The sequence below is a fragment of the Pseudomonas sp. TE9122 genome (assembly GCF_056278925.1).
Genome location: NZ_JBWBQI010000001.1, coordinates 3,841,932 through 3,857,641 on the forward strand (window position 1 = coordinate 3,841,932; position 15,710 = coordinate 3,857,641).

Here is a 15,710-nt window from a genome sequence, read left to right on the forward strand (position 1 = left end):
GTGTACGACTGCGTCGTACGGTCGCTGCGCTCCCACCCCCGGATCGATCCCGTAACGAAGCCTGCCGAAGGGGCAAAAGATCAAAAGCCGGATCAAAAGCCAGAGCAAAAGCAAAAGCAAAAGCAAAAGCAAAAGCCAGATCAAAGATCGCAGCCTTCGGCAGCTCCTACAGTTGGATTGGGTACCACTTCAAGAACAGGTCGGCTGACATGCCGCCTTCGCGAGCAAGCTCGCTCCCACAAAAAGGCAAAAGCAGCGCAGCTGCCCGCGGCGAAGCCGCCCCACTCAACAATGAGCGCAAGCTCGAGTGCTCTTGATCTTGATCCACCGGCGACGTCGGAAGGCTGAGCGGAGGGATTGATCCGGGCGTGGGAGCGCAGCGACCGTCTGGCGCAGCCAGACACAGCGGAAGGAGGTGCAGCGAAGCAAACCGGAGCCGCTGCGACCGGATCGATCCCGCAGCGAAGGAACCCGAGCCTGCGAGGGCCGAACGCAGGAGCTAGCGTTTTTTGCTTACTTTTTTAGGCGCTTGTAAAAAAGTAAGTCGCCGTCAGGCGAAACCGCCAGCAGCCGCTACCGAAGCAACGGATATTCACCCAAAACCCAACAGCCTGGTCGGCCCAAAGGCCGCCACGACCAAAAAAAAGCCCCTCAAAACCGAGGGGCCCAAAAAACCAGTCAGAAACCCGAATCAGGTCATCTGAATAATGGTCTGCATAATCGTGCTCTGAGTCGAAATAGTCTTGGCGTTCGCCTGATAGTTGCTCTGACCCTTGATCAGATCAACCAGCTCATTGGTCAGGTTAACGTTCGACTCTTCCAGCGAGTTGGACACCACCTCACCCAACGTACCGGTCTTCGGCGCGTCATAGCCCGGAATACCCGAAGCGAAAGTCTCTTTCCAGCTGGTGCCACCGACAGCCTGCAAGCCCTGTTCGTTGGTGAAGCTGGCCAGTGCAACCTGACCAATCGCCTTGCTCTGGTTGTTGCTGAAGTTGGCAAACAGCGTACCGGTGCCGTCGATGGTCAGGTTGGTGATCTGGCCAGTGGCGTAACCATCCTGAGTCGGGATCGTACGCGAGGTATCAGCGTTGTACTGAGTGGTGTTGGCCATCGAGATGGTCACGCCATTCGGGTTCGCTGCCGCGCCGTTAGGCGTAAACACGCCATTGGTCACAGTGCCCGGCACCCAGCCAGTCATCTTCAGATCGCTGCTGATGATCGGGTTGGCTGGATCCGCCGGGTTAGGCGTGCTCACCTGAACCAGCTTGCCGGAGCTGTCGAACGACAATGTCGAGGCAACCGGCGCAGTGGTCACAGGGTTGCTGCCGGTAGCGTCCGGGTTACGGCCATCGACCAGGGTGTAAACCTTCCAGGTGTTCCCGCCAGTCTTGACCATGTACTGGTCCATGACGTGGGCGTTGCCCTGGGTGTCATAGATCGGTGTGCTGAAGGACTTGGTGTAAGTCTCAGGCTTCGACGGATCGAACTTGACGGCGCTGGCGCCGGTATCAACGATCACTGGCGAAGACGAATTGAGGTTGATGCTCGAGGTCACCGAAGAAGACGACTTCGGCGCCAGGTTCGAGGTGTCGATCTTCAGATCGGTCAACACGCCGTTGATGATCTTGCCGTTGGCATCCACACCGTAACCCTGCAGACGCGAGGTGTAGTCGGTGTTGGTGATGTAACCGGCGTTGTCGACCTTGAACGTACCGGCACGGGTGTACGAGATCGAGCCGTTGTTGCTCATGGTGAAGAAACCGGAACCGTTGATGCCCATGTCCAGCACGTTGCCAGTGTTGTTGATGTCACCCTGGGTGAACTGCTGGGAAACGTTGGCCAGGCGCACGCCGTTGCCGATCACTTTGCTGCCGCTGCCCAGACGAGTCGACGAATAGACGTCTTCGAATTCTGCGCGCGAGGATTTGAAACCGGCGGTGGCGACGTTGGCGATGTTGTTGCCGGTGACGTCGAGTTGTTTGTTGGCGGCATAGAGACCGCTAAGGCCGATGTTAAAAGACATGTTCCACTCCTTCGTGCCGGGTTAGTCGGCTCTATATACCAATGGTTTGTACTTTGGACAGGGCAACGGTGCCCTTGCCGGCCAGGTTGAGCATCAGCTCGCCACCGGTCTGGCTGATCGTCACGCTGTTGACGGTCGCCGGCAGGTAGGTCGCCAGGTCGGTCGCGGTGCCGTTGATCGGTGCGTTGGCCTTGAACGTGTAAGTGCCGACCGGAACCACGGTGCCGGCGGTGTCCTTGCCGTCCCAAGTGAAGCTGGCATCGCCGGCAGCGCGGCTGCCCAGGTCGATGGTGCGCACGGTTTTGCCGTCCTTGTCGGTGATCGTCACGGTGCCGCCGGCAATCGACGAAGGCACGGTGACCGAACCGGTCAGGCCTTTGCTCGGGTCATCGAGCTGGGCGGTGTTGGTCTGCACGATCACGTTGCGACCGACCAGCGACGACGCTTGCAACGCCTGCGACGAGTTGTAGTTGCCGGCCAGGCCACTGACAGTGGAGTTCAGCGTGGTGATGCCTTCAAGGCTGCTGAACTGCGCCAACTGCGCGACGAAGGCGCTGTTGTCCTGCGGGTCGAGCGGGTTCTGGTTTTTCAGCTGGGTGACCAGCAATTGCAGGAATGCATCCTTGCCCAGCGCCTGGCCGCCGGTGGCACTGTTGGTCGCCGAAGCGATGCCGCCCGACGTCGTGCTGCTGGCCTTCTTCGACGAGTTGGCCAGGATGTCGTTCATGCTCAGGCTGCTGGTGGTATCCGTAACGCTCATGGCAGTCGCCCCTTATTACTGACCGAGGGTCAGTACCTTCTGCATCATGGTTTTGGCGGTGTTCATCATTTCCGCGTTGGTCTGGAACGAGCGGCTCGCGGAAATCATGTCAGCCATTTCTTCCACCACGTTGACGTTCGGGTAGTAGACGTAGCCCTTGGCGTCGGCGGCCGGATGGTTCGGCTCGTAACGCGCTTCGAGGTTGCTCTGATCTTCAACGACGCCAAGCACCTGCACGCCCTGCCCGGCCGCATCCTGGTTCTGGAACAGCGAATTGCTGCCGCCGGCCTGGCCGCCCTGAAACATGGTGGCGAACACCGGATGACGGGCGCGGTAGGTCTGGTCGATGCTCGACGAAACGGTTTCGGCGTTGGCGATGTTCGACGCCACGGTGTTCAGACGCGTGGTCTGCGCGCTCATGCCGCTGCCGGCAATGTTGAAAACGCTGGACAGGGACATGGATTATTCTCCGCGCAGGGCTGACACCAGCCCTTTGAATTTGCTGTTGAGCAAGGTGAAGCTGGCCTGGAAGCCGACGGCGTTTTCCGCGTAGTTCGACTGTTCCAGTTGAGCGTCGACGGTGTTCTGGTCGATCGAAGGCTGCATCGGCGTGCGATACATCAGCGACTCGTCGCCGTTGCCCAGCCCTTCAGCCTCGATGTGCCGGCTGTTGGTCATGTTCAGGGCAAAGTGGCCGCCGGTCTTGGTCTTCTCGGTCTGTGCTTCGAGCACTTTGGAGAAATCCAGATCCCGCGCTTTGTAGTTCGGGGTGTCGGCGTTGGCGATGTTGTTGGCCAGCACTTCGGCACGCTGGGCGCGGAAGCCCAATGCCTTTTCGTGAATGCCCAGCGCTTTGTCGAAGCTGATGCTCATGTCGGGAACCTTCAGGTGACCGGTTTTTCGTACTTGAGCTTTAGCAAGCGCCGTGCCAAATGATCAAAGCCCCGTATTCCGGGGCTTTGCGCCTGACAGGCAAAGCGGCAATGCCAGAAAAGCGGCAACCGGTTACCGCCGGATGCCGCTTTTCTGCCGCTTGCCGTCGTTGCCAGGTCAGCGCAGATCCCTGTGGGAGCGAGCCTGCTCGCGAAGGCGGCGTGTCAGGCGCCAACTGTCTTATGGACAGACCGCTTTCGCGAGCAGGCTCGCTCCCACAGGGGATTCGTGGAAAATAATTCGGGCATAAAAAAAGGAGGCCTTTGCGGGCCTCCCGTTTTTGTATCAGCGCAAACCGCTTATTTCGCCTTGTAGATAATCCCCGGGCTGCACTGAACCATCTGGTAATGATCCGGCAATCCGTTCAGCGCTTCCGAAGCGCCAAGGAACAGATACCCGCCCGGCTTCAACGTGCTGTGAATGCGCAACAGGATGTCCTTCTTCACTTCGGCAGAGAAGTAGATCAGTACGTTGCGGCAGAACACGATGTCGAACTTGCCCAGCGCCGCGTAGCTGTCGAGCAGGTTGAACGAGCGGAATTCCACCCGGCTCTTGATCGGCGCCTTGACCACCCAGCGCCCCGGCCCTTTCGGGTCGAAGTAGCGTTGCAGGCGTTCCGGCGACAGACCGCGACCGATCGCCAGGCTGTCGTACTCGCCGGTCTTGCAGTTGTTGAGCATCAGGCCCGACAGATCAGTGGCAACGATCTGCACGCCCATCTTCAACTGACCCAGGTTGCTACGCTCGAACTCGTCGATCGACATCGACAGCGAGTACGGTTCCTGTCCCGACGAGCAGGCCGCCGACCAGATCCGCAGACGCTGGTTGGGGCTGGCCTTGATCGCTTCCGGCAGTACCTTGTTCTTCAAGACTTCAAACGGATAGGTGTCGCGAAACCACAGAGTTTCGTTGGTCGTCATGGCATCGACCACCTGCTCGCGCAAACCGCTGCGCGGCTGGGTCTGGATGCGCTGTACCAGCTCACCCAGGGACTTGATGCCTTGCTGCTCCATCAGTTTGTTGAGACGGCTCGAGACCAGATACTGCTTGTTTTCACCGAGCAGAATGCCACAGGCTTTTTCCAGGAAGACCCGGAACTGTTCGAAATCCAAATTACCCGTAGACAATGATGCCGCCTCTTAAATCGTGTTGACCGCCAGGGGCAGAAGGCCCCTAGCTGATATCTGCTGCTTTGATCCGGTCGACTACCCGGGATGCGAGGTCATCAGGACGGAATTTGGCCAGGAAGTCATCAGCACCGACTTTCTTCACCATCGCCTGATTGAATACCCCCGACAACGAAGTATGCAGGATGATATGGAGCTTTTGCATGCGTGCGTCGCCGCGGATTTCCGCCGTCAGGGTGTACCCGTCCATCTCCGGCATCTCGATGTCGGAAATCATCATCAGGAACTCTTCTTCCGGCTTCTTGCCCTCGTCGACCAGCTTGCGCAGGTAATCCAGCGCCTGCTTGCCGTCGTTCAGCGCCACCACTTCGACACCGATGGTCTGCAGACAACGCGTGACCTGCTTGCGCGCCACCGACGAGTCATCGACCGTCAGCACCCGCAGCGACAATGCCTTGGTCTGCGTCTCGACATCGACCACGCCCACCGAAATCGCTTCCGGCGTCGGCGCCACTTCGGCCAGCACCTTCTCGACGTCGATGATTTCGACCAACTGGTTGTCGACCCGGGTCACAGCGGTCAGGTAGTGATCGCGACCGGTGCCCTTGGGTGGCGGATGGATCTCTTCCCAGTTCATGTTGACGATGCGCTCCACCGAGCGGACCAGGAAACCCTGGGTCTTGGTGTTGTACTCCGTGATGATCACGAACGGACTGTTCTTGTCTTTCAACGCACCGGAGCCCGTTGCCATTGCCAGATCCAGGATCGGAATGGTCGCTCCCCGTATATTCGCTACCCCGCACACGACAGGACTGGATTTGGGCATCAACGTCAGGGACGGGCATTGCAACACTTCCCGTACCTTGAACACGTTGATCCCATAGAGCTGCGGCCCGTCGAGACGGAACAACAGCAGCTCGAGGCGATTCTGCCCTACCAGTTGCGTGCGCTGGTTCACCGAATCCATTACACCAGCCATGCCCAGACTCCTACACCAACGCCAAGTGTTGTTGCGACGCACATTCATTGCTAAACGGCACGGCGCTTGCTTTTTAACTCGTATGAACGCTCAAACGACATTTTCCCGACGCCTGACATCTTCCCTTCGCAAAGGGCTTTGCGCGGTGTCCGCCGTTTGCTGCTTGCTTGCTGGCAGTCCTGCCCATGCAGATGCGGTTACCTTGCCTGATATGCTTATCGGCGTGACTCAGGGCTTTCTTGAATTCACCGTAGAAGACTATTTGGCTTCCAGTCAAACCGAAGGCCGCTACGAAATCGAAGTCAACCAGCTCGACCCGCGCATGCGCATGCCCATGTGCGACAAGGAATTGACAGCCACGCTGGAGAGCCCGGCACGCCCGCTGGGCCGCGTCACGGTGAAGGTTCGCTGCGAAGGCAGTTCGCCCTGGACGGTGTTCGTACCCGCTCAAGTCCGCCTGTTTCGCGAGATCGTGACGACCACTCGTCCGCTGAAACGCGCCGGCATTATCGAGCCGCAGGATGTGACCTTGCGCGAGCGCGACGTCAGCACGATCAACCAGGGTTTCCTGACCTCCGTCGACGAAGCGATCGGGCAGAAACTTACCCGACCAACGGTCGCCGATCAGGTCATCACCCTGGTGCATCTGGAACAGGCCGAAGTGGTCCGCAAGGGTGACCAGGTGGTGATCACTGCGCGCAGCGGCACCCTTGCCGTACGCATGCCGGGGGAAGCGCTCTCCAATGGCGGAATGAAAGAACAGATTCGAGTAAAAAACCTTAATTCTCAAAGAGTTATCAAGGCGCAGGTGATTGCGCCGGGACAGGTCGAAGTGGCCATGTAAAAGCCTCGTGGAGAAAACTGGCGCCGATCCCGTCGCTTCCCTAAACTGTGCCGCAGCAGGTCTCGCAACGGCGCATGCAAGCTTATGGTTGATTGGGCCTAAAGTTTTTCAGGGGATAGCCGAAAACATGGCAAGCGTCCCAAATTCCCAGAGGTTTTTTATCATGGTTATCGATTTCAACCGATTGAACAGTTCCTCGTCACTAACCGGCAGCACACGTACCAGCAACGCCAAGGAAAGCGCTGAAAACAGCCCCTCCGCGCCGCTGAATACCCAGGCCGAACAGGCCAATGTCGCCAAAAGCGGGGAGTCGGTACACCTCAGCAATGAGGCTCAACAGTTGCAGAAGGTCACTGACAAGCTGCGCGATCAGCCTGCTGTCGACAAAGCCCGTGTGGCCGAGTTGAAAGCCGCGATTGCCGATGGCAGCTATAAAGTCGACAGCAACCGTGTAGCCAGCAAACTGCTCAACTTCGAAGCCCAGCGCTAGGCTTTTGCCGGCGCCAGGCTTTTGGACGCTTAACCCCAAGGCCAGCCATGCACGACACTAACTTATTGCAACTGATCAACGACGACTTTGCTCCAGCGCAACAATTGCTGGAGTTATTGCAAACCGAATCCCTCGCTTTGCATGGTCGCGACATGCCGTTGCTGGAAGAAATTCTGGCGACCAAGCAAGCGTTGATCATTCTGCTCGAGCAGCATGGCCGCAAGCGCAGCGAAATCCTCGCCAGCCTCAACCTGCCGACCGATCGCACAGGTCTTGAGCAACTGGCCAGCCAGTCGAGCATTGGCGACCAGTTGCTGACCCAGGGCGATGCCCTGACCGCGCTGATCGCCCAGTGCCAGGCTGCCAACGTCAAGAATGGCCAGTCGATCCAGATCCAGCAGGCGACCACGGCCAATCAACTGAAGATCCTCACCGGCGGTGAGCCGCCAGCGCTTTACGACGCCAGCGGGACCTTTGCCAAACCGGTCAAGCCGCGAACGCTCAGCCAGGCATGAGCCATTCGCTGACCCTGCACTATCCACCTGCGCAACATACTGGCAAAATACTGGCCAGTCGTCTTATTTTGTCTGGAGATTGAAGAACCGTGTCCAACACCCTAAGCGCGGATGATGCTCCGCAGCCTCCGAAGGTGCTCACCACGCCACTGGAAATCTCCAGCAACCTGCGCCAGCTGCAAGACAGCCACGATCCGCTGATCATCACCTTCCATGAACGCAGCCAGCGCTTTCAGAGCTACCTGATCAAGGTCGACCGCGAAACCGCGACGATCGCCCTGGACGAAATGATCCCGCGCGATGGCGAGCGCTTCCTGCAAGCGGGCGAACCGTTCAAGGTCGAAGGCTTTCATGACGGCGTGCGCATCGCCTGGGAATGCAACGGCACGCTGAACATCGAAGAATCCGACGGCGACCGTTTTTACACCGGCGACCTGCCGAGCGAAGTGGTCTACCACCAGCGCCGCAACGCCTTCCGCGCTGCGTTGAAACTCACCGACCTGGTCAGCGTTGAACTGGGCGGCGAAAAGCTCAAGGTTCCTCTGCACGGCAAGCTGCTGGATATCTCCGCCACTGGCTGCAAATTCCGCTTCGAAGGCGACATCACTGATCGCCTGCAACTGGGCCAGGTCTACGATCGCCTGATCGCCCCGCCGCTGTTCGGCAATCAGCCAACATCGGTCGAGCTGCGCTACCTGCACTTCGAAGAAAAACTCAACATCACCTTCGCCGGTCTGCGCTTCCACAACATCAGTGGCCAGGCTGCGCGCAATGTCGAGCGTTTCGTTTACCAGTTGCAGCGTGAAGCACGGCGTTTCGACAAAGACGATCTCTGAGTCGCAGCGACCAATAAAAAGGGCAGTCCTGTGCGGGACTGCCCTTTTTTATGCGCCGATGTTTATGTGCGACTCAAGGCCGGCCACCACTGATATCCGGCGCAGGCTTGTCGTCATCGCCACTGTCCTGTTCGGTTTCAACGACTGCTTCCGGCTGCGCTTCGGGCTCAGGCTCAGGATTGACCGGCGCCGGATCCTGCACCATCTGCTCCTGCACCACCTGCTCATCGACACGCGGATCGAGCGCCGCCACCAGCGGCGAACTCGACATGCTGTCCGGCATTGCCACGTGATGCAGCGGTGCGTCGTCGACCTGATGCAGGTTGGTCACTGCTTTCGGACGAATCCGCCAGACCAGCACCAACGCGAAGAAACTGAAGAACGCATACAGGCTCTGACTGCCGAGAAACTTCATCAGCACACCCGCGAGCAGCGGCCCGATGCTCGCGCCGACGCCATAGGTCACCAGCAACATCGCGGTCAGCGACACCCGCCGATCGCCTTCGACGTGGTCATTGGAGAACGCCACCGCCAGCGGATACAGGCAGAACTGCACCAGCGAACAGAAGAAGCCGACGACGAACAACACCTCCAGCGGCACCTGCGGCATGATCGCCAACGGTAACGCCGCCACCGCCAGAAACCCTGCAAAGCAGCGAATCAGCAATGCGCGGTCATAACGGTCGGACAACCAGCCCAACGGCCACTGCACCAGCAAGCCGGCAAAAATGCAGCTACCCATGAACAGACCGACCTGCTCGGTCGTCAGCCCCTGTTGCGAGGCGTACAGCGGCGCCAGACCGTAGAACGAACCGATGATCAAACCGGCGCCGAGCACCGTGCTCAGCGATTGCGGCACCCGTTTGATGAAAAAGCGCGGCTCCATCGGCGCGGGGTGCAGAGGCGCCGGGTGAATCCGTCGGGTCAGCGTCACGGGCACCAGGCACAGGGCAAAGCACAGCGCCACCAGCATCAGCAGTTCCAGCCCGAGGCCGGGATGCATGACCAGTATCAGCTGGCCCAGCACCAGGCCCAGATACGAAGCGATCATGTAACCGCTGAACACTAGCCCACGCTGATTGGCGTCGGCCTGCTCGTTGAGCCAGCTCTCGATGACCATGTACTGACACATCATGCCCAGACCGACGATCGTCCGCAGCACCAGCCACGCCGGCAGCCAGTCCACCAGACCATGGCCGAGCACCGCCGCGCCGACGATCCCCGCACACGCCGAGTAGGCACGGATATGCCCGACCCGGGCGATCAGGCGATGGCCGATCTTGCCGCCCAGCACCAGACGCGAAATAGTTGGCCGCCATCAGCGCACCGACCCACAGCCCGTCGACATTGTCGGCGGCCAGACGCAAAGCCAGATAAGTAGAAAGAAGGCCTGAGCCGATCAACATCATCAGCGAGGCAAAATACAGCGCTCGAAAGGATTTCCAGATTTGGCGCATCGGCGTTCCGAGCGGCTCCTTGCAGTAAATACCGGGCGGTCAGATCGACAGCCCGGCAGCAGCGATACGTCAGGCCTGGGCGGCCAGCACACGGCGCTCCCAGGGAGTGATTTCATCAAAGAAGCTGGTCAACTCCATGGTCTTCGAAGCGATGTAGCCTTCGATGAACTCCGACCCGAACAGTTCCCTCGCCAACTGGCTACGTTTCAGACGCTCCAGCGCGGCGTGCAAGGTACACGGCAAGGCCAGATTATCCGGCACGGCGAACTCCCCCTGGATTGCCGCGCTCGGCTCCAGCTCCTGTTCGATGCCGTGCAAACCCGCGGCCAGACTGGCGGCGATCGCCAGATAAGGATTGGCGTCGGCGCCCGGCAAGCGGTTTTCGACCCGACGTGCGGCCGGCGAGCTGGCGGGAATACGCAAGCCGGCGGCGCGATTGTCATGGGACCAGCAGGCATTGTTCGGCGATGCGTACGGATGACACAGGCGCTGATAGGAATTCACGTTGGGCGCAAACAGTGCGGTGAAATCGGCGAGGCCTGCCTGTTGCCCGCCGATGAAGTGGCGGAACATCGACGTCGGCTCGCCGTTCGAGTCAGTGAAGACATTCTTGCCGCTGCCGATCTCAACGATGCTCTGGTGAATATGCATCGAACTGCCCGGCGTGTGCGCCAGCGGTTTGGCCATGCACACCACGCTCAGGCCATGCTTGAGCGCGACCTCCTTGAGCAGATGCTTGAACAGGAACGTCTGATCGGCCAGCAGCAGCGGATCGCCGTGCAGCAGATTGATCTCGAACTGGCTGACGCCCATTTCATGCATGAACGTGTCGCGCCGCAGGCCGAGGGCGGCCATGCATTTATACACTTCGCTGAAGAACGGCCGCAGGCCGTTGTTGGAACTGACGCTGAAGGCCGACTGGCCATCCTCGCGGCGGCCGTCGAGGCCCACCGGCGGACGGAACGGCTGAGTCGGATCGGTGTTCGGTGCGAAGACAAAAAATTCCAGTTCGGTCGCCACCACCGGCGCCAGACCGTGCGCGGCGTAACGGGCGATGACCGCTTTGAGCTGGCCACGGGTCGAGAGACTTGAGCTCCCCCCGCTCAGTTCGTCGGCGTCGCAAATCGCCATGGCACGCGGCTCGTCGCTCCAGGGCAAACGGTGAATCTGCGCAGGATCGGCGACCAGCGCCAGATCGCCGTCATCGCTGCCATAGAACCGCGCCGGCGGATAGCCGCCCATGATGCATTGCAGCAGCACACCCCGCGCCAACTGCAAACGCCGCCCTTCGAGGAAACCCTCGGCGGTCATCACCTTGCCCCGTGGCACACCGTTCAGATCCGGGGTGACACATTCAATCTCATCAATGCCGGTCAATCGCTGCGCGAGTGAACCCTGGCCATCGGTTGTCATGACGCAATCCTTGTTGTTGTGCGAGCCGCGAACGGCGACCCGGACAAAATAGGCTGCGGCTGTTCGGAATATCAAGCAGCGCCCACAAAAATCCCGATCTTGTGCAGGAGACGTAGGAGCTGACGAGTGCAACGAGGCTGCGATCTTTTGATCTTGCTTTTTAAAATCAAAAGATCGCAGCCTTCGGCAGCTCCTACACCAGACCTCAGGGCAAGTAGAGGCTGAACACCCCACCGCCCAACGGCCCGCCATTGCTGATTTCGGTGCGCCCTTCCACGCCGTTGCGCTGATGCAGCGCCGCGATGCGATTGGCGAAATACAGACCCAGCCCGGTGCTGCCGCTGCTGTGATTGATGCCCTGCACATAATCGGCCTGACGCTCGAGCATCTCTGCCGGATAGCCGTCGCCATCGTCGTTGATGCTCAACACCAGTTGCCCGGCTTCGTCGCTGACAGTAATCAGCAACGACTCGCGGGCGTAGCGAATCGCATTGTTGATGCAGTTGCCGAGCACCGAGGCGATCAGCTCGCGATCGAAGAAACCCAGCGGGCTCAACGGGTCGACTTCATAAGTGGCGATGATGCCGCGACTGGCAAACACTTCCTGATGCGCGGCCAGTTGCGCCTCGATGAAATCGTCGAGTTCGTGATACGCCGGCTGCAGCGGCAACTGATTCACGCCAAGTTTGTACAGCCCCAGCAACTGCACGAGCATGCCGTTGAGGTGGGCGAACTCGAAGTCGATCACGCCCTGCTCCGAGCCGTCGCGCAGCTCTTTCGGCAGACGCGCCAGCCATTGGCTGTGCGCCTGCATCAGCATGGCCAGAGAGTTCTTCATGTCGTGAACGGTGGAGGCAATCACCGTGGAAAAATCCAGCGCCGGATCTATTGGGTTCATTCGCCAAACGCCTTGCTTTTCAGCTTCTGATAACGCGCAAACCGCGCGTCGGTGTCGGGCATCAGGCCCACCAGTTTCAGGCAGGCCCGACATTCTTCCAGCTCCGCCGACGGCACACTGGTGTCGGTGCCGTGCAGCAGCGACTGGGCCAGGTTCAGCGCGATACTGATGTTTTTCGGTTGCAGCTTGAGCGCCTTGCGGAACACTTCGCGGGCCTCGACCAGATTGCCGGTCTTGTACACGCGCACGCCCTGACGGTTGAGATCGGCCGCAGCGTTGCTCGAACTGAGAATCGTCGGATCGTCGGTGAGCTTGGCAATGTCTTTCATCACCGCCGGGTCATCACCGTAGATCTCCGCGCAGCTCTTGAGCATCGAAGTGCCCGCCTCGGCCTGACCGAGCATCTGCAACTGCTTGGCCACCAGCAACGCCGCCTCGGGACTCATGAATTGCTCCATGCCATCGAGGCGCATCAGCGCCTGTTCGGTGAGCTTGTCGGCGGTTTCGGCGTCGTTGAGCAACAGGCTGGTGGCTTTCATCAAACGCGCGCGAATCTGCAGACCGGGGTCGCTCGGGTTTTCTTTGGCCACAGCGCTGAGGGTGGTGTTGATCTCCAGTCGCGTACGCGTGTCGAGCCCGCGATCGCTACCCTTGCTGATCAGCGCGTGCGCCAGGCCGAGATTGCTTTCCGGGTCCTTGAAACGCGACTGCGCGCCCTGCGCCACGGCCTGACGATAAGCCCGCGAGGCGGTTTCGAAATCTTCGTTGGCCATCGCCAGTTTGCCGAGCAAAGCCTGACGGCGCACCGCCAATGGCGACAGTCGAATCGCTTCTTCGAGCACCCGCTGCGCGCCTTTGCTGTCGCCTTCGGCCACCAGCACATCGGCCATGCCGTCATACAGCGCCGGCATCATCGGGAACACTTTCAAGGCCTTTTCATAAACTTCTTTGGCCTGCGAGACCTGCCCGCGCTTGAACAATAATTTGCCCAATCCGGCGAAGGCCCACGGCAACGGCCGGTCGGCAATGATGCCGTCGTAGAGTCGCTCCAGCGCTTCGTTCTGATTCATGTCGCGCAGCGCATCGGCGCGGTAACGCAGGCACAGCGGCGAATAGCGGATGTCCTGTTTGCACAGGGCAATACAGGCATTGAGCACCTCGACCGGCTTACCGCGATCAAGGGCCTGCAGAATCGGTTTGAGCAAAGTCTTGCGTTGTTCCAGACGCTCAAGACGCTGGGCCAGTCCGGAACGGTTGAAAGGCTTGGTCAGGTACGCATCCGGCTCGTGCTCCAGCGCGCTGAGCACCATCGCCTGACTGGTCTCGGCGGTGACCATGACGAAAACGGCTTCGTGGCTGATGAGCTTTTCCGACATCAGGTCTTCGAGCACCTGCTGGCCGTTCTTCTTGCCATCGCCGAGGTGGAAGTCCTGAAGAATGAAATCGTAGGACTTCTGCGAACACATCTTCAGCGCCTGTTCACCGGTGTCGGCGGTATCGACATCCTTGACGCCGAGCTCACGCAACATCGAACGCACGGAACTGCGGAAATCGGAAAAATCATCGACGATCAGAAAGCTTTTTTGGTGATACGACGACATCGAAGATTTCCAGGCAATTGAAGAAAACGAACCGAGGCGATTTCAGGCGCGCAGATGATAGCTGGAGGCCATGCGCCATCAAGCGATTTCGCGCGAGCCTGAACTCACCGTTCGGGTTATCGGCCAAAAGTGCCGGGGCCTGAGGGTGGAGCTTCAAGAATGTTGCCTGGAGTATTACTCTGCGCGCCTGCTCAAGGATTTGCATAAGGACTGAATCGTGTACATCAAGGGACACTACATCCTGTCAGCGTGTTTGCTTGTCTTTATCCAGCAAGCGACAGCGGCGGCGATGGATTGCAAAAAAGCGGCGAACGACGTGGAAAACATGATTTGCGCGAATAAATCGCTGTATGAGCTAGACGCGCAGATGGGCACGCTGTATCGCCAACTGATGACAACTGCCACAGCGACGCAACCTGAGCTCAAGCGCACCCAGCGCGCCTGGCTAAAAACCCGCAATGCCTGCGCAGTCGATGTCGCTTGCCTGGATGGCAGCTACCGCCAGCGCCTGCAAGCATTGCAGGCACAGTGGACGCAAGCCGCAATGTGGCAGCCGGACGCCGTGGATTTTCAGGCGATGAACGATCTGCAGGAAAGCATTCGTGCCGAGAGCAAAAACCACCCGGAATTTGCCCTGGAACATGCCTTGGCCGCACGGGCTTTCGAGTCTTCGCAGACATCTTTCGCGGGCGATCCAGTCGACAGCTACGGCGAGCAAACCAACTTCCCCAAGTCGCGTCCCAAAGGCGTGAGCGAGGACGAATGGAAAGCATTGAACGCCTCAAGCATCGACGGCGCCGCCGAGACCGGACGGTCTTCCTACGCACTGCTGGATCTGGACCATGATGGCCAGCGCGACCTTATCGTCGACACATACGCAGGCGGCACCGGCTTGTTCACCTACGTGGAAACCTGGCGCCGCAAGGGCGAGCGGTTCGTCAAGAGATCGGTCGAGCCGGAAAGCTCGCTGTTCTACACCAACGACCGTGGCGCCAATCAGGCAATCAGCTGGATCAAGCTTCACGACAGAATCTATGCCGCCTACCGAAACGGCGCCTACGGTGTCGACAACCTGTATCTGCTCAATCCGCTGAAGGTCAACCGTCAGGTGCCGACGGTGTCCGTGCGTTACAGTTACGCCCTGCAGGTGCCCACGACTCAACATAAAGAGGATGGCACCAGCACCTACGAGCTTGACGCGGAACTGCACGGGGCACTCGAACACGCCATCACCCAGGCAATGAAAGTCGCATCGGAATCAACCGCTAACGCGCCCCTTTGCCCTATTCCTCCCACGGGTGCCGGAGACGACGATTACTACAGCTACGGTCCAGGGCACTACACCATCGAAAAGATCGCTGATTTGCCGGTAATGATCGGCGGCGAATGCTACATCGGAGCGCTGATTGACTGGTTCGGCAGTTACAGCGAAAAGACGGGGTTATTCGCTCAACTGGCCGTGCGCAAGCCGGGCGTCGAGGCGAGCGGGACTACTTACGAAGTCCACGGCCGTCGGCATGTCACCGACGTCAGCAGCACTCTCGGCAAAGTCGAACTGAACGGCGACTGATCGTCAGTCAGCACCGGCGCAAATGCCCCGATGCAACGGCAGAGGTGGGACCCCGGAGTTTGTAACAGTGCAAAACGCCTGTTCGTCGACCAAACCAAAAAGCCCCGTCGCAATGGATAAATGCGACGGGGCTTTTCGTTTTCAAGAAGTGGTGTCCCAGGCGGGGTTCGAACCTGCAACCTTCCCCTTAGGAGGGGGATGCTCTATCCAATTGAGCTACTGAGACACTGATTGAAGCGCGCTGTACGCGGCGCGACAGAC

At 59.4% G+C, this 15,710-nt stretch carries 14 protein-coding genes, 1 tRNA gene and 1 pseudogene; 5 read left to right on the plus strand and 11 right to left on the minus strand.

Annotated features, from left to right (window positions below):
- Window positions 1-691: 691 nt before the first annotated feature.
- The 6 genes from flgE to ACZ9BE_RS17305 form a co-directional block, all read right to left on the minus strand.
- Window positions 692-2,026 (minus strand): flagellar hook protein FlgE, encoded by a 1,335-nt coding sequence (flgE, locus tag ACZ9BE_RS17280; RefSeq protein WP_252880650.1) that lies wholly within the window; start codon window positions 2,024-2,026, stop codon window positions 692-694.
- 31 nt (window positions 2,027-2,057) lie between these two features.
- Window positions 2,058-2,786: a flagellar hook assembly protein FlgD gene (flgD, locus tag ACZ9BE_RS17285; RefSeq protein ID WP_016773615.1), complete on the minus strand. Its 729-nt coding sequence runs from the start codon at window positions 2,784-2,786 to the stop codon at window positions 2,058-2,060.
- Window positions 2,787-2,801: 15 nt separating this feature from the next.
- Window positions 2,802-3,245, minus strand: a complete 444-nt coding sequence (flgC, locus tag ACZ9BE_RS17290; RefSeq protein ID WP_016773614.1) for a flagellar basal body rod protein FlgC — start codon at window positions 3,243-3,245, stop codon at window positions 2,802-2,804.
- A gap of 3 nt (window positions 3,246-3,248) precedes the next feature.
- The gene (gene flgB, locus ACZ9BE_RS17295; RefSeq protein WP_016773613.1) at window positions 3,249-3,659 is read right to left on the minus strand and encodes a flagellar basal body rod protein FlgB; all 411 of its coding nucleotides are present in this window, start codon (window positions 3,657-3,659) and stop codon (window positions 3,249-3,251) included.
- Window positions 3,660-4,018: 359 nt separating this feature from the next.
- On the minus strand, window positions 4,019-4,846 hold the full coding sequence (gene cheR, locus ACZ9BE_RS17300) for a protein-glutamate O-methyltransferase CheR (protein ID WP_016773612.1): 828 nt from the start codon (window positions 4,844-4,846) through the stop codon (window positions 4,019-4,021).
- A 46-nt stretch (window positions 4,847-4,892) separates the two neighbouring features.
- Window positions 4,893-5,825, minus strand: coding sequence for a chemotaxis protein CheV (locus ACZ9BE_RS17305; RefSeq protein ID WP_016773611.1), 933 nt, complete (start codon window positions 5,823-5,825; stop codon window positions 4,893-4,895).
- Between the two features lie 82 nt (window positions 5,826-5,907).
- Here ACZ9BE_RS17305 and flgA point away from each other — a divergent pair, with 82 nt between their 5' ends.
- The 4 genes from flgA to ACZ9BE_RS17325 all read left to right on the plus strand — a co-directional run bounded on the left by flgA (window position 5,908) and on the right by ACZ9BE_RS17325 (window position 8,510).
- Window positions 5,908-6,669: a flagellar basal body P-ring formation chaperone FlgA gene (flgA, locus tag ACZ9BE_RS17310; protein ID WP_073472167.1), complete on the plus strand. Its 762-nt coding sequence runs from the start codon at window positions 5,908-5,910 to the stop codon at window positions 6,667-6,669.
- A 163-nt stretch (window positions 6,670-6,832) separates the two neighbouring features.
- Window positions 6,833-7,159, plus strand: coding sequence for a flagellar biosynthesis anti-sigma factor FlgM (flgM, locus tag ACZ9BE_RS17315; protein WP_016773609.1), 327 nt, complete (start codon window positions 6,833-6,835; stop codon window positions 7,157-7,159).
- A 47-nt stretch (window positions 7,160-7,206) separates the two neighbouring features.
- Window positions 7,207-7,674: a flagella synthesis protein FlgN gene (locus ACZ9BE_RS17320; RefSeq protein ID WP_041479278.1), complete on the plus strand. Its 468-nt coding sequence runs from the start codon at window positions 7,207-7,209 to the stop codon at window positions 7,672-7,674.
- 89 nt (window positions 7,675-7,763) lie between these two features.
- On the plus strand, window positions 7,764-8,510 hold the full coding sequence (locus ACZ9BE_RS17325; RefSeq protein WP_041479276.1) for a flagellar brake protein: 747 nt from the start codon (window positions 7,764-7,766) through the stop codon (window positions 8,508-8,510).
- Window positions 8,511-8,583: 73 nt separating this feature from the next.
- Here the strand turns inward: ACZ9BE_RS17325 and ACZ9BE_RS17330 are convergent.
- The 4 genes and pseudogenes from ACZ9BE_RS17330 to ACZ9BE_RS17345 form a co-directional block, all read right to left on the minus strand.
- Window positions 8,584-9,967 (minus strand): annotated as a pseudogene (locus ACZ9BE_RS17330) (MFS transporter).
- A gap of 69 nt (window positions 9,968-10,036) precedes the next feature.
- A complete protein-coding gene (locus tag ACZ9BE_RS17335) occupies window positions 10,037-11,278 on the minus strand; it encodes a glutamine synthetase family protein (protein WP_476250141.1) in 1,242 nt (413 codons plus the stop codon).
- A 307-nt stretch (window positions 11,279-11,585) separates the two neighbouring features.
- The gene (locus ACZ9BE_RS17340; RefSeq protein ID WP_016773604.1) at window positions 11,586-12,278 is read right to left on the minus strand and encodes a sensor histidine kinase; all 693 of its coding nucleotides are present in this window, start codon (window positions 12,276-12,278) and stop codon (window positions 11,586-11,588) included.
- Window positions 12,275-13,879: a tetratricopeptide repeat-containing response regulator gene (locus tag ACZ9BE_RS17345; RefSeq protein ID WP_016773603.1), complete on the minus strand. Its 1,605-nt coding sequence runs from the start codon at window positions 13,877-13,879 to the stop codon at window positions 12,275-12,277. Before ACZ9BE_RS17345 ends, ACZ9BE_RS17340 begins: the two co-directional genes overlap by 4 nt.
- A 217-nt stretch (window positions 13,880-14,096) precedes the next feature.
- Here ACZ9BE_RS17345 and ACZ9BE_RS17350 point away from each other — a divergent pair, with 217 nt between their 5' ends.
- On the plus strand, window positions 14,097-15,449 hold the full coding sequence (locus tag ACZ9BE_RS17350) for a lysozyme inhibitor LprI family protein (protein WP_476249734.1): 1,353 nt from the start codon (window positions 14,097-14,099) through the stop codon (window positions 15,447-15,449).
- Window positions 15,450-15,598: 149 nt separating this feature from the next.
- On the opposite strand, the gene ACZ9BE_RS17355 is transcribed toward ACZ9BE_RS17350, so the two are convergent.
- Window positions 15,599-15,675, minus strand: a tRNA-Arg gene (locus tag ACZ9BE_RS17355).
- Window positions 15,676-15,710: the final 35 nt, after the last annotated feature.

What these genes read in the sequence shown, in the direction of transcription:
- flgA (WP_073472167.1), top strand. Translation starts at nt 5,908, where the DNA reads ATGAACGCTCAAACGACATTTTCCCGACGCCTGACATCTTCCCTTCGC.
- ACZ9BE_RS17345 (WP_016773603.1), bottom strand. Translation starts at nt 13,879, where the DNA reads ATGTCGTCGTATCACCAAAAAAGCTTTCTGATCGTCGATGATTTTTCC.
- flgD (WP_016773615.1), bottom strand. Translation starts at nt 2,786, where the DNA reads ATGAGCGTTACGGATACCACCAGCAGCCTGAGCATGAACGACATCCTG.
- flgM (WP_016773609.1), top strand. Translation starts at nt 6,833, where the DNA reads ATGGTTATCGATTTCAACCGATTGAACAGTTCCTCGTCACTAACCGGC.
- ACZ9BE_RS17335 (WP_476250141.1), bottom strand. Translation starts at nt 11,278, where the DNA reads ATGACCGCCGAGGGTTTCCTCGAAGGGCGGCGTTTGCAGTTGGCGCGG.
- ACZ9BE_RS17320 (WP_041479278.1), top strand. Translation starts at nt 7,207, where the DNA reads ATGCACGACACTAACTTATTGCAACTGATCAACGACGACTTTGCTCCA.
- flgE (WP_252880650.1), bottom strand. Translation starts at nt 2,026, where the DNA reads ATGTCTTTTAACATCGGCCTTAGCGGTCTCTATGCCGCCAACAAACAA.
- ACZ9BE_RS17340 (WP_016773604.1), bottom strand. Translation starts at nt 12,278, where the DNA reads ATGAACCCAATAGATCCGGCGCTGGATTTTTCCACGGTGATTGCCTCC.
- flgB (WP_016773613.1), bottom strand. Translation starts at nt 3,659, where the DNA reads ATGAGCATCAGCTTCGACAAAGCGCTGGGCATTCACGAAAAGGCATTG.
- ACZ9BE_RS17305 (WP_016773611.1), bottom strand. Translation starts at nt 5,825, where the DNA reads ATGGCTGGTGTAATGGATTCGGTGAACCAGCGCACGCAACTGGTAGGG.
- flgC (WP_016773614.1), bottom strand. Translation starts at nt 3,245, where the DNA reads ATGTCCCTGTCCAGCGTTTTCAACATTGCCGGCAGCGGCATGAGCGCG.